Source organism: Streptomyces sp. NPDC107471, from assembly GCF_055582845.1.
Genome location: NZ_JBVJPC010000010.1, coordinates 247,749 through 260,876, shown reverse-complemented (window position 1 = coordinate 260,876; position 13,128 = coordinate 247,749). Strand labels below are relative to the sequence as shown.

Annotated in this window: 11 protein-coding genes; 2 read left to right on the top strand and 9 right to left on the bottom strand. The window is 71.9% G+C overall.

The features are described 5' to 3' along the window. Positions 1 to 71: 71 nt before the first annotated feature. The 7 genes from ACZ66S_RS31480 to ACZ66S_RS31450 all read right to left on the bottom strand — a co-directional run bounded on the left by ACZ66S_RS31480 (position 72) and on the right by ACZ66S_RS31450 (position 9,519). Positions 72 to 1,382 carry a cytochrome P450 family protein gene (locus ACZ66S_RS31480; protein WP_469904947.1) on the bottom strand — a complete coding sequence of 437 codons (1,311 nt, stop codon included), beginning with the start codon at positions 1,380 to 1,382 and terminating at the stop codon, positions 72 to 74. Positions 1,383 to 2,041: 659 nt separating this feature from the next. After that, entirely contained in the window at positions 2,042 to 3,046 is a 1,005-nt protein-coding gene (locus ACZ66S_RS31475) for a nucleoside triphosphate pyrophosphohydrolase (RefSeq protein WP_469904946.1), read from the bottom strand. Between the two features lie 198 nt (positions 3,047 to 3,244). Continuing rightward, the gene (locus ACZ66S_RS31470) at positions 3,245 to 3,892 is read right to left on the bottom strand and encodes a SurA N-terminal domain-containing protein (protein WP_469904945.1); all 648 of its coding nucleotides are present in this window, start codon (positions 3,890 to 3,892) and stop codon (positions 3,245 to 3,247) included. Between the two features lie 154 nt (positions 3,893 to 4,046). Continuing rightward, the gene (locus tag ACZ66S_RS31465; RefSeq protein ID WP_469904944.1) at positions 4,047 to 4,883 is read right to left on the bottom strand and encodes a glycoside hydrolase domain-containing protein; all 837 of its coding nucleotides are present in this window, start codon (positions 4,881 to 4,883) and stop codon (positions 4,047 to 4,049) included. Positions 4,884 to 5,032: 149 nt separating this feature from the next. Continuing rightward, positions 5,033 to 6,526, bottom strand: coding sequence for a protein kinase domain-containing protein (locus ACZ66S_RS31460; protein ID WP_469905030.1), 1,494 nt, complete (start codon positions 6,524 to 6,526; stop codon positions 5,033 to 5,035). 38 nt (positions 6,527 to 6,564) lie between these two features. Further along, positions 6,565 to 7,179 carry a hypothetical protein gene (locus ACZ66S_RS31455; protein WP_469904943.1) on the bottom strand — a complete coding sequence of 205 codons (615 nt, stop codon included), beginning with the start codon at positions 7,177 to 7,179 and terminating at the stop codon, positions 6,565 to 6,567. A 93-nt stretch (positions 7,180 to 7,272) separates the two neighbouring features. After that, on the bottom strand, positions 7,273 to 9,519 hold the full coding sequence (locus tag ACZ66S_RS31450; protein WP_469904942.1) for an N-6 DNA methylase: 2,247 nt from the start codon (positions 9,517 to 9,519) through the stop codon (positions 7,273 to 7,275). 230 nt (positions 9,520 to 9,749) lie between these two features. On the opposite strand from ACZ66S_RS31450, the gene ACZ66S_RS31445 reads away from it, so the two are divergent. Together ACZ66S_RS31445 and ACZ66S_RS31440 are read left to right on the top strand one after the other, a co-directional pair. After that, positions 9,750 to 10,457: a hypothetical protein gene (locus ACZ66S_RS31445; protein WP_469904941.1), complete on the top strand. Its 708-nt coding sequence runs from the start codon at positions 9,750 to 9,752 to the stop codon at positions 10,455 to 10,457. 104 nt (positions 10,458 to 10,561) lie between these two features. Then, positions 10,562 to 11,344, top strand: coding sequence for a hypothetical protein (locus ACZ66S_RS31440; protein ID WP_469904940.1), 783 nt, complete (start codon positions 10,562 to 10,564; stop codon positions 11,342 to 11,344). A gap of 82 nt (positions 11,345 to 11,426) precedes the next feature. Here ACZ66S_RS31440 and ACZ66S_RS31435 read toward each other — a convergent pair whose 3' ends face one another. Next, a complete protein-coding gene (locus tag ACZ66S_RS31435; RefSeq protein ID WP_469904939.1) occupies positions 11,427 to 12,170 on the bottom strand; it encodes a GNAT family N-acetyltransferase in 744 nt (247 codons plus the stop codon). 94 nt (positions 12,171 to 12,264) lie between these two features. Beyond that, complete coding sequence (locus ACZ66S_RS31430) at positions 12,265 to 12,987, bottom strand: HNH endonuclease family protein (protein WP_469905029.1); 723 nt, start codon at positions 12,985 to 12,987, stop codon at positions 12,265 to 12,267. Positions 12,988 to 13,128 lie beyond the last annotated feature (141 nt).

The following is a 13,128-nucleotide window of genomic DNA, read 5'->3' as shown; positions in this document are numbered from 1 at the left end:
AAGATCACAGACTTGAGGGCGTGTCATGTTTACGCGGCCTCCCGCCGGGATACCCCGGACCCTTCGGCCGATTACCGGACGGGCGTGAACTCCACGGGCAAAGTGCGCAGTCCACGCATGATGAGTCCCCCACGCCACCGCAAATCAGCCGGATCTACCGCGAGTTGAAGGTCCGGTAGCCGGGTGAGAAGGGTGGCGAGCGCGGTGTGGCCCTCCAGCCGGGCGAGCGGGGCACCGAGGCAGTAGTGGATGCCGTGACCGTAACCGAGGTGCTGATTGTCACGGCGGGACAGATCGAGCACATCCGGGTCGGCGAACCGCTCCGGATCCCGGTCCGCCGCCGCGAGCACGACGAGCACCGGGTCCCCGGCGGCGATGTCCTGCCCACCGATCCGCAGCGGCTGCGTGGCGAACCGCCAGGTCGCCAGCTCGACCGGCCCGTCGTACCGCAGGAGTTCCTCCACCCCGGACTCCAACAGACCCCTCTCCCCTCCGGCCAGGGACCTCTGCAGCTCGTGCCGCTGCTCAGGGTGGGTCAGAAGGGCGTACACACCGTTGCCGATCAGGTTCACCGTGGTCTCGAAACCCGCGAACAGCAGGATGAAGGCCATGGCCGCGGCCTCGTTCTCGGTCAGGTGCTCGCCGTGGTCGGAGGCCCGGATGAGCCCGGAGATGAGGTCCTCGCCCGCGGTGGGCTCGTCCGGCAGCGCCTCCCGCTTGCGGTGGATGAGCTCGGCGAGATAGCCGCGCATCTTCTTCACGGACCGCGCGACACCGCCCCGCGGCCCCCCGCCGTGCCGGATCATCATGCCCGCCCAGTCCCGGAAGTCGTCCTGATCCTCCCGCGGGACACCGAGCAGGTCGCAGATCGCGTAGATGGGGAGCGGGAACGCGAACTCGTGAATGAGGTCGGCGCTGCCCCCGGCCGCGAACCCGTCGATGAGACCGTCCGTCAACTCCTGCACCCGGGGCGCGAACTCGGCGACCCGCCTCGGCGTGAACGCCTTGCTGACGAGCCGTCGGAGCCTCGTGTGGTCCGGCGGATCGATGTTCAGCAGATGCGTCATCAACTCCGCCTTGCGCTCCCCCGGGATACCGGTCTTCCCCTTGGCGTGCGCGGGCTCGTCGTGATGCGCCGGGTTCTTGCTCAGCCGCTGGTCCGCGAGGGCCTGCTTGGCATCGGCGTAACGGGTGACCAGCCACGCCTCCACCCCACTGGGCAACCGCGTCCTGTGCACGGGCTCGTGCTCCCGCAACCAGGCGTAGGCGGGGTAGGGGTTGGTGGCGAAGGTCCAGGTGAAGAGGGTGGGGGTGGGGGGGCTAACTGGGGCGGGTGCGGCGGGGGACGCCGGGCTGGAGGGCGCGGAGGGCTGATCGGTCACTCCCTGACGGTATCCGGGCACTGCCAACGTCCTTCCGGGTGGCGGGTCGGTCCATGTGCTGGAGTTCCGGCGGTGGGGTGTGGTGGTGGGGGCGGGCGGGCCGGCTGTATCCGGACGCACGGGGAACGGGCGGTGGCGGTGGCGGTGGCGGTGGCGGTGGCGGTGGCGGTGGGGGCAACGGACCGAGTGGGTCCGACCGACGGCGCGACGCGCGGGCGGCAAAGCGGCTTCAAGTTCAAGGGGAGCAGGGGGCGCGGGGGCAAGGGTGTGAGGGGGTGATGGGGTGAGGGGGTCCGGCGAGATCGCGACGCGCGGGTGGCAATGGGCCGGATCCAAGTGCGCGGAAAGGTGGCGCGGCGTCGACCGCGGTTCCGGGGATTCCGAGTGCCGAGCGGGTGCCGGGGAACCGGGACAGAACCTGGTCCTGGAAGACGTACGGTCAGCGGCCCAAGGCTCGCCACTGGTCGCCATCCGTGGCTCCACGCCCGGCGAAGACGAGGCTGCGCCGGAGGGGAGGGACTTGCTGCGGACCCGCCCCCATCGCGGACGAACCCAGGTGCGGGCCTGCCCCCTGAAGGACGGGCTCGCTCCATCAGGGCGCGGTGGCGTTCACGATCCGTCGCCGCCCGCGCACCCGCGACCGCTCCCGTGGCCGACGCTCAGCCTCCGTTCTCCACTTGGCGGACGGCGTCCCGATAGGCCCGAGCCGCAGCCCTCAGGGCCGCCTCCGGGTCGATGCCCTCCGCCTCGGCGCGGGTGGCCAGGGCGAGGAGTTCGTAGCCGATGCCCTCGGTCTTCGGCAGGGGGACGTCCAGGCCCGCGGTGCGCACGCGGGACGCCAGCTTGGCCGCGAGGGCGAGGCCGGGCTGGCCGAGGGGGATGCCGTCGGTCACCGAGGTGCGCTGTTTCTCTATCGCCTTGGTGCGCAGCCAGTGGGCCTTGACCTCTTCGGGGGTGTCGGCTCTCTCGTCGCCGAAGACGTGGGGGTGGCGGTGGATGAGTTTGGTGACGATGCCGCCGGCGACGTCGTCGACGGAGAAGGGGGTGTCCGGGTCCTCCTCGGCGATCCGGGCGTGGAAGACGACCTGGAGCAGGACGTCGCCGAGTTCTTCGCGCAGTTCGTCGCGGTCGCCCTCCTCGATGGCCTCGACGAGTTCGTACGCCTCCTCGATGCCGTACTTCGCGAGGCCCTTGTGGGTCTGCTGGGAGGACCACGGGCACTCTCTGCGGATGCGGTCCATGACCTGCACGAGGTCGAGGAGGCGGGCGCCGGGCAGGTCGTAGGAGGCGGGGAGCAGTTCCAGCTCGGGCATCTGGAGTCGGCCGGATCCGGCGAGGCGGGCCAGGCCGTCGGTGAGGGCCGGCTCGCCCTCGCCGGTGGCCACGACGACCACGGTGTGCCCGCCCGCGCACGCTCCGACCAGTTCCTCCGCGGTGGGGGACGTCTCGTCGACCGCTATGCCGGCTTCCCGCAGGTAGGGGAGCTGGGGGTGGGCGCCGTCGGCGCACAGGACGCGGTCGGCGGCGTGCAGTGCCTGCCAGGCGGGCCAGGACAGCAGGCCGGGGGCGACGCGGTGGCTGGTGGTGAGCAGGACGATGCGGCCGGGGGCGGACGCCGTGTCGGGGTCCTGGTCGGGGGCGGGCTCGAAGCCGGTTGCGTTCACAGTTCGAAGCTAACGCACGGTGCCGACGGGGTGATCAGGGTTGTCCACAGGCAGGGGGCGGCAGGGTGATCGTAGGATCATCCGCCCGCGGGGTGGATGATCCCGCCCGGCGTCCCCACCGGGCGGTCTGCGCGCTCCAAGCCCCTGCGACTGTGCGGCCCTGAGCTCAGGCCCTGAGGGCCTGCGACTCTACGGCCCCTACGCGCCCTGTTCGCCGCCCGCCGCCGTGACCTCCCGTACCCACGGGGTCTTCGCGTCGACGCGGGTGCTCTTGGCGACGTCCCAGGTGCCGTAGCGCGGGTTGAGGTCGACGTGGAGCTGCTTGGACGCCTTGCTCAGGGCGTTCCAGAAGGCGGGGTCGCTGGTGTCGGTGCCGAGCTTCCCGGCGAGTTTCTGGGCCTCTAGCTGGAGGCGGAGGTTGTCGTCGAGGCGTTCGGGGGCGATGCCGTACTGCTGGAGCCAGGCGGTCTCCAGGCCCTTGGCGCCGCCAGCCTGCTCCTCCAGGCCGGACCGCAGCGCCTGGACCTCCTTGCGGGTCACGGTCACGCCCGCGTCGGCGGCCGCCCGGTGCAGCACCCGGTCGAGGACCATGCTGTGCAGGACGTCGCGGGTGAGGGTGCCGGTCTTGGCGATGGCCTGCTTGTACTGCGCCTCGTCCGTGACGGCGGCCCGCTGGGCGTCGCGCACCTCGGTCACCCGGTTCTCCAGTTGGGAGACGGTGATCCGCTGCCCGCCGACCACGGCCGCCGCGCCGGGATGCGCGTCGTTTCCGCATGCGGTGAGCAGGGGTGCCGCGGCGGCGAGCGCGGCGGAGAGGATGAGCGCGGTGCGACGACGGCGGTGCAAGGAGGCCTCCCGAGGAGATTGTGCGACGGTGCACAAGGTCTTGCGGTGATCGATGGTAGGCAGGGGACCGGCTCTGGCCAACCCATTCGACCAACGATTCACCAGGACTTCCGGCACCGCCGCGCTCTCACGGCCCGCACGCGCGTGTGCCGGGTCAGCCGGTGATGGCCACCGGGGCGTCCCAGGCGTCGCGGTCCACGGTGATCGTGTGGCCGTTCCGCGTCTCCTTGCTGTTGACCATGTACTGGTGGCCGCGGCTGTGATCGGTGTATTGGCTCTTGCCGAACGGCCAGTCCGTCGTGGTGGTGTTCTGCTTGTCCCACAGGGCGTACCAGAGGTTGCCGGGCAGGTCGGTCCTGTCGGTCGCGTTGGCGATCGCCTTGGCGCTGGAGCTGGTGAAGCCGTAGAGGCCCGCGCGGTACGTCTTCGCGCGCAGGGTCTTGTCGAAGGCGCGCACGTAGGTGAGCACGGCGTCGTTGCACGCCTTGTTCGTGATGTCGTACGGCTCCATGTCCAGGTAGAGGGGGCTGCCGGTCCGCATGCCGAGGGCGGAGGCCTTGGCGACGGCGTCCGCGCCGTCGGCGGCGCCCAGGGAGGCGGCGGTGGAGGCGGTGAGCTTCTCGGGGCTGGAGCCGCTCTGGCAGGGCGGCTGGGCGCCGACGTAGAGGGGGATGAGCTTCCAGCCGACCGTGCTGACCGACTTGACCCAGGAGGCGGTGAGGTTGGGCTGGGAGCAGCCGCGGTTCCTGCCGCCGACGTAGACGGCGGCGGCGCCGTAGAAACCGGTGTGCCAGGCCTTCATGGCGGCGAGGGAGGGGGCGGCGCAGGTGTCGAAGGCGCGGCCGGTGTAGGTGCGCTGTGCGGGCCAGGTGGTCGCGGCCATGGAGGTCTGCGCGGCGAGGCCGGCGCCGGCGACCACGGCGGCTCCCGCGATGCCCCAGGTGAGGTATCTGCGCTTCTTGGACTGCCGATGGCTGGACCTGGACGACATGGACGACCCCACCCCTGGTTGTGCTGTGCATGGCTGAAACGAAGCGAAAGGTATCCGGCGCGGGTTCTGTCTTTGGGAAACGTGGGCCCCTGAGGGTGACAAGTTTCGCTCTGGGCACGGCAAAATCCGGTCGGGGCCGGTGGGACGGGTTATCCGCGCACCTGGCCCAGCCACTGGAGGGTGCGGCGGATCTCCGTCGCGAGCGGGTGGGCGGGTCCCTGGAGTCGTTCCACGTCGTGCAGGAGCCGCACGAGGGTCTCGTGGGCGGCGGCGCGGTCGCCGAGGGCGAGCAGGAGGTGGCCGATGCGGCGGCGGACGTCGTGGGCGAGCTGCGGGTCGCCGGCCACGTACTGGTTCTCGTAGTACGGCAGCAGGGAGCGATATTCGGCCAGTGCCGCGGCGGGTTCGCCGAGTTGTTCCAGGCATTGGGCGGCGTCGTAGCGGAAGCGCAGGGACTGCGGGTCGGCGTGGCCGGCCTCGGTCGCGCGTTCGTCGGCGAGGCGGCGCAGTTCGGGCAGGGCGCGCCGGTACTGGCCGTCGTCCATGAGGGTGGCGGCGTACTGCTTGCGCAGGGTGCGTACGACCGGGGAGTTGGCGCCGTGCTGTTCGGCGGCCGCGGGCAGGATGGCGCCGAGGATGTCGACGGCCTGGGTGATGCGGCCTTCGCCGAGGAGCCGCTTGACCTCGTCGACCGCGCGCGCGACGTCCGGTTTCTCGGTCTTCTCCGGGGCCGGTGCGACGGGGGCGGGCTGGGGCGCGGGGGTGCGGGCGCGGTCCGGCCAGGGGGCGTGCGGGCGCAGGAAGGGGCGGGTGGGGTCGAGGGGTGCTCCGGTGGGCATCCCGCGCGCGGGCAGGAGCAGCGCGAGGTCCTCGTAGACGTCCTGGGCTGAGGCCGGGCGGTGCTGCGGGTCCTTGGCGAGGAGCCGCAGGACGAGGGTTTCGAGGGCCTCGGGGACTTCGGGGCGGGTGCGGCGCACGGGCAGCGGGGGCTCGTACAGGTGCCGGTGCAGCACGCCGAGTGCCGTGGAGCCGGCGAACGGGACGTCTCCGCTGAGGAGTTCGTGCAGGAGTACGCCGAGTGCGTACAGGTCGGTGTACGGGCCGACCGCGCCGCCCATGGCCTGCTCGGGTGCCATGTAGGCGGGCGAGCCGATCGGTGAGCCGGTGTGGGTGAGGCGGGTGGTGTCGGTGTCCATGACCGAGGCCACGCCGAGGTCGAGGACGGTGACCGTGCCGTCCTGCTTCACCATGACGTTGCGCGGCTTGAGGTCGCGGTGCACGATCGGCACGGCGTGCACGGCGCTGAGTACGGCGCACAGTTGCGCGGCGACGGCGACCGCCCACTGCCAGGGGTACGGGTCGTGCTCGGCGAGGTGGTCGGAGAGGTCCGCGCCGTCGACGTACTGCATGACGAGGAACAGCTCCTCGCCCTCGCTGCCCGCGTCGTGCACGGTGACGAGCCCGGGGTGGTCGACCTGCGCGGTCACGCGGCACTCGCGCACGAACCGGCGGCGCAGCTCGTCGGCCTCCTGTCCGGCCACCTTGTCGGGGCGCAGCAGTTTCACCGCCACGCGCCGGTCGAGGCGCCGGTCGTAGGCCGTCCAGACCTGGCCCATGCCGCCCTGGCCGATGAGCGTGGACAGTTCGTAGCGGGCGGCGACGACGCGTCCTGTCGTCACGGTCACCTGCCGCCCTCGGTGCTGCCGCCGTCGTGCTTGCGCAGGTAGTCGCTGAGCTCGTCGAGTTCGGCGCGCACCTGCTCGATACGGGCGGGCGCGGGACGCTGCGGCGGCGGGGGCGGTACGACACCGGGGGCGGGGACCGGAGGCGTGGACGGCTGCGGCTGGGGCTGGGGCTGGGGCTGGGGCAGGATCGTGGAGGCGTACGGGGGCGTCGGTGTCGGTGTCGGCTGCGGGTAGCCGTAGCCGGTGTGGACGGTGGGGCCCTGCGGCGGCGGGTAGCCCGCGAACCGCCGCTGCTGGTGCACCCGGATGTCCAGCACCAGAAAGTACACGGCGCTGAAGAGGCCGAGGAGCATGACCAGCCCCATGGCGACGTCGGTCCGGGGATCGCTCTCCGGCAGGGCGCCGACCACCGCGAAGCAGGCGATGGACAGCGGGAGGCTCGCCCAGGCCAGCACCCAGTCGACCGACCGTCCGCGCAGGAAGGCGACCCGGAACAGCGGAGCGCAGGCGAGCAGGCCGCACGTGAGGAAACCGGCTGCGGCGAGCAGCACGCGCAAGGTGATGACGGTGCCCGAGCTGCGGGCGGGCGGCACCGCGCCGTGGCCGTACATAACGCTCCTGAACCGGGATTCGATGTGGGGTTCGAGCGTATAGGCCGATACCGACAACAGGTCACGGGTTGTACCGAACCGTTGTCGAGCTGATCAGGCGGGTGCGACCGTTCCGTCGGTGAGCCCGTCGTACATCCCGCGCACGAGCCGCTCCCCGAGCCGGCCCGCGTGCCGGAGCGCCCGCTCGAACTCGTCGAGCGCGCGGAAGCGTTCGCCGTAGCGTCGTTGCTCGTCGAGCGGGAGCCGGGGCAACTGGAGTCTGCGCACGTCCAGGCGGGTCGCGGTGGAGGCGTAGCTGCTGGCCTGGCGGTTGTTGGCGGTGCCGCGCAGGAAGCCGGCGAGGAACCAGGGGTCGAGCGCCGACGGATCGGGGCGCAGGAGAACGAGGTTGCGCCCCAGGGCGGCTCCCCCGGTCGCCGTGTCGATCACGCGCGCCACCGAGCCCCCGCCGAGGACCGGTACGACGATGTCGCCCGGTTCGGTCAGCACGGCTTCCTCGTCGCTCTCGGGGAGCGTTCCGGAGGGGTCGGTCCCGGAGAGGACGTCGTGGTCGGTGAGCACGGGCACGCGTGCGTGGCCGCCGTTTCCCCCTGTGCGCAGCATCAGGGCGCCCCCGCGCGCGAGTTCGCCGATGGTGGTGAGCGGCCACCGCGCGGGGTGCGCGGTGTCGGCGCGCCGCGGGGTGAGGTCGGCGGTAAGGCGCAGGGTCTCGCCCAGCAGTTCACGTACGGCCGTGAGCTGTTCGGCGCCGTCGGCCGCCGTGGGGGGCGGCAGGTGGCGGGCGGGGGCGAGGTCCACGTCGTCGTCGAGGAGTTCGATGACGGGCAGCGCGCGGGCCAGGCCGGGCCGTTCGGTGAAGCGGCCGGGTCGTCCGAAGGCCTGCCAGGCGTCGAGGACGGCCTCGCGCACGGCCCGCCAGTCCGGCCCGCCGCGCCCCTCGCCGGCGAACTGCCCGACGTCGGCCAGGAGCACCTCCGGCTGCGCGGGCGCCCTCTCCGGGCGGCGCAGCACCCACAGGTGCAGCGGGATGTTGTACGGCGGTGCCGCCCCGACCGGCAGGGCGATCACGGCGCGCAGGGCACCGCGGCGCAGCAGGTCGGCGCGGATACGGCGGCCTGAGCGGCGGGAGGCTGCCGCGGGCGGCATGAGCAGGACGCCGGCGCCGCCGTCCTTGAGGCGGGCCAGGGCGTGCTGGACCCAGGCGAGCTCGGACTCGGTGCGGGCCGGGAAGCCGTACTCCCAGCGGGGGTCGTAGGCGAGTTCGTCGTGGCCCCAGTTGCGCTCGTTGAACGGCGGGTGGCACAGGACGGCGTCGGCGTGCAGTTGCGGGTAGGCGTCGGCGCGCAGGGTGTCGCCGGTGGCGCCGCGCACGGTGGACCAGGTGTGCAGGGCGAGCCGGAGCGTGGTGAGCGCGGCGAGTTCGGGGGCGCTGTCCTGTGCGTAGAGCTTCTGGTCGGGGCGGGTGGCGGCGGCCCGCAGGAGGGCGCCGGTGCCGCAGGCCGGGTCCAGGACGGTGCGGGCGGGGCCGGCGAGGTCGGCCATGAGACCGGCCAGGTCGGCGGGGGTGAGCGTGTACTGGCGCGGGTTGGCGTCGAGATGCCGGCCGAGCAGGAACTCGAAGGTCTGCCGGGCGCCCAGCTCGGCGGCCAGTTCGGCGACGCCGCGGAGGAGGGGGGCAGAGGGGAGGAGTTCGGGGGCGGTGGGGGTACGGAGGGCGGGGTGGGGCGTGACGGGGGCGGCGGTTGTGGCGTTCGTGGGGTGCAGGACGTTCACGGCGTTCACCGCGTTCACCGCGTTCGCCGCGTTCACGGCAGCGGGCTCGTCGGTGGCGGGAAGGGCGGGGGTGTGAACTGCCTCCAGGGTGTTCACAGCCGATGGGGTGCTTCCGGCCGCGTCGGCCGGGGTTGCCGTCGCCGTCGCCACCCGGGTGCTTGTGACCGACTCCGCCCCGAAGCGCGGTGTGAACACCTCCCGCAGCGCCCCCGGCAGCATCTCCGCCAGGCGCTCGTCGGAACCGGCGCTCACCTCCAGCCAGACCGGCGGGCGGTCGTGGATCAGCAGCAGGACGCAACCCGCGTGGGTGAGGGCGGTGACCGGGCCGTCGGGGTGGCCGGAGAGCTGTTGCCAGACGCGCTCGCGCAACGGGACCTCGGCGAGTTTGCCCTGCTTGCGCAGCCATGACTCGACCTCGGCGAGCGCGAAGGAAGGGCTGGTCTCGGTACCGCCGACGGGCCTAGGGAAGTCGGCGTGCCTGCGCCGCCAGTTGCTGACGGCCGCGCGGCCCACCCCGGCCAGCCGTGCGATACCGGCGGCGGTCACCTCAGTCGCGTTGTCCTGCACCCGCCCGCTCCCCTCGTCGTGCCGCAGCGGCCCCGATGCCCGCGTCGGCCCTGCGTCCCGCATGTGACGCCGAGCATACCGATGTACGCAAGATCCACCCCTTCACGCCCGTGTACTCATCCATTCTTGTGAACCGTGTTGACTCGGTTCACAAGCTCTGCTGTTATTGACCCAGCGAACGAGCGGCCGCCGAATGGCGGTGGTCGTCACGTCGGAGGGGGAACACAGCCATGGGCATGAAGGGCAAGATCGCGCTGGGCGCCGTCGTCGGAGTCGTCGTCATCGGAGTCGTCTCGGCGAACACCGGGGACAACGGGGACGGCGGCACCTCCGGGGGCACCGGCAAGGACTCCTCGGCGTCCGCACAGCGCGAGTCCGGGAGCGGGAAGGGCGACAAGGGCGGGACGGGCACCGACAAGGCCGCGGCCGCCGAGAAGAAGGTCGCGTTCTCGGGGGACGGCGACTTCGAGGTCGGTTCGGACGTCAAGCCCGGCACGTACCGCACCACCGGCAACAGCGACGGCATGTGCTACTGGGAGCGGGCCAAGGACGCCTCGGGCGAGATGGACTCCCTGCTCGCCAACGACAATGTCACCGGCACCAGTTACGTCACCGTCAAGGCCGGCGACAAGCTCTTCAAGTCGAGCGACTGCAACGACTGGGAGGCCGTCGCCGACAAGGCGAAGGGCTCCCCCGCCTCCCGGATGGCCGGCGACGGCGGGATGTTCAGAGTCGGCGTCGACATCGCCCCGGGCACCTACAAGTCCACCGGCAACACCGACGACTCCTGCTACTGGGAGCGCACCAAGGACGCCGAGCACGGCATCGACTCGGTCCTCGCCAACGACAACGTCAACGGCACGGCCGTGGTCAAGGTCGGCGCCTCGGACGCCTACTTCAAGACGACCGGCTGCAAGGACTGGAAGAAGACCGGCTGAACCGGCCCCTCCTCCTTCGGCTCCCCTCGCTCACCACCGCGGCGCCCCACGCACGGCGCGCCCCGCACCTCATCACCTCACCGCATCTCCATCAAGGAATCACCATGCGTCGTACCGCACTTGCCGCTCTCTGCATCGCCGCCGCGGCCACCGCAGGACTCACCGGCTGCCAGTCGGACCAGGACAAGGCGGACAGCAGCACGAACGCCTCCAGCGCCGCCAAGTCGACCGCGCAGAAGGAGCCCTTCGCCGGGCTGACCGGGGGCGAGATAGCCGACCGGGCCACCAAGGCCACGACCGGCGCCTCCTCGCTGCGGATGAAGGGCGACATCCCCGACGACGAGAGCGGCTCCACCATCAGCCTCGACGTCCTGCTGAACAAGAAGGGCGAGTGCGCCGGCACCATCGGCATGGGCGGCAAGGGCAAGGCCGACCTGATCAAGACCGGTGACGTCGTCTACATGAAGTTCGACGAGGCGTTCCTGCGCGAGCAGAGCGAGGGCGAGCCGAAGTCGGACACCGACGCGGCCGTGGCCATGCTGGCCGGCAAGTGGACCAAGTCGAAGGCGACGGGCGCGGACGCCAAGGAGTTCGAGGGCTTCTGCGACCTGGGCGCTGTCCTGGAAGGGGCCGCCGACACCAACTCCGACGCGAGCCGCGGCAAGTCGGCCACCGTCGACGGGACGCCGGCGATCACCCTGCACGAGAAGGACGGCAAGGACCGCTACACGCTGTACGTCGCCACCGAGGGCAAGCCGTACCTGCTGCGGGTCGACAGCACGGCCGGAGCGGACCAGGGCTCCGTGACCTTCAGCGACTTCGACGCACCGGTCCCGACACAGAAGCCCGCCGGCGACATCCTGGACCTGGACGCCCTGGGCGGCTGACCCGCCCCAGGCGCCACCGCCCACCCGGACCCGGCGCGCATCACGCGCCACACCAAACGGGGGATGCGGGGATGCGGCACGCTCAAAGGGCGTGCCGCATCCACACATTGGGCTCGACGTACACCGCGTACCCGCGCTCCGGCTCGCACCGCACCGGCACGAGCGCCCCGGGCACCTCGATGTCGCCCGGGGTGTCGAAGGGCAGTCCGGTCCAGTGGCGCCACTGCTCCAGCGAGGCGGACACCGTCATGGACGCCGGCGCCACGGCGTGCACCTCGGCACCGGCCCGCGCGTGGACGCGCAGCCAGGGATCGTGGGGCAGACCGTCGGGGCGTACGCGACGGACGTACTCCTCGATCGGGGTGTGCGGTTCCAGGTGCTTGGCGCTGGGGCGGACGGGGGCGACGACCTCCCCGAAGCCGTGGGCGCGGGCGCTGTCCCGCATCGCCGAGAGCATCAGGGCGGACAGTCCGCGGCCCTGGACACGCGGATCGACGACGACCGAGATCGCGCTGACCGTGTCGGGCCGTACCCCGCGCCGCAGGTCGCTGAAGGCCCACACCAGCACCTCGTCCCAGCCCCGGGCGGGCAGTTCACCGCGGTCCTCGGCGTGGAGAGCGAAGGGCACGCTGTGGGCGTGCGCGACGACGTCACCCCGCTCGTCCTCGGCGAACAGCACGTACTCGGGGAACTCGGCGGAGATCCGTCCGTAGTGGGCGTTGCCCACCAGGTCCTCGGTCACGAACTCCGGCCAGCTACTGGCCATGCCGAGGACGCGCTCCCGCATCTCGGGACGCTCGGCGAGACTCGATGTCTTCCACTCCATGCGAGCACCGTAGGCGCGGGCCGGCCCGCCGGAAAAGCGCATTTCCCGGCCGCCCGACGCAGTCCACGAGGCCTCGGCACGGGCGGCACGACCCTCAGTCCGCGTGGAAGCGTGGCGGCGCCGCCGTCGGATTGCCGCCGGCCGGGAGCTTCTGGCCGGGGCAGCCCGTGAGGACCTTCTCCATCGCGGACTTCTCGGCGGCCGTGACCCACAGGCCGTACTTCTTCTTCACGGCGACCTGAGCGGCCACATACGTGCACCGGTACGCCTTGTTCGGCGGCAGCCAGGTCGCGGTGTCCCCGTCCCCCTTGGAGCGGTTGGTGCTCGCGTCGACCGCCAGCAGGTTGAGCGGGTCGTTGGCGAGCGCAATCCGCTTGCCGGCGTCCCAGTACTTGGCCCCCTTCTGCCAGGCGTCGGAGAGCGCGACCACATGGTCGATGTCGACCTGGCTGCGACCTCGCCGGTAGGTCACCTCCTTGCCGGAGTACGGGTCCGACTCCAGCACGCCGTACGACACCTTGCAGTGCCCGCTGCTGAACTTCACCTCCTCCAGGTCGCGTTGGAGTATGTCGTCGCGGGTGTCGCAGTCGTTCGAGTCAGTGTCCGCCCACGCGGTGCCGAACCGGTCCCGCTCGTAACCCGTCTTGGGCGCCCGCCCCTTCACGGTGAGCGACTCGGCGGCGCTGAGTGCGGCACCCGAACCGCCCGCGCCCCCGGTCTCCTCGGGACCGCCGGCCCCGGTGGTCGTCTCCGCCTTGCACCCGGCCACGGCGAACACCAACACGACGGCAGCCGCGGCCCCGCCCCTCAGACGCATCACGTGCGCCCCTCCCCTAGCAACCCGGTCCGCCCCCGCAAGGAGCGCCTTCCCTCGTACGACGTCGCGCACACCGTAGCGAGCGGGCGCACCGCGGCATTCAGGAGGTCCAGACCACGATGCTTTCGAGTGGGCATGGCG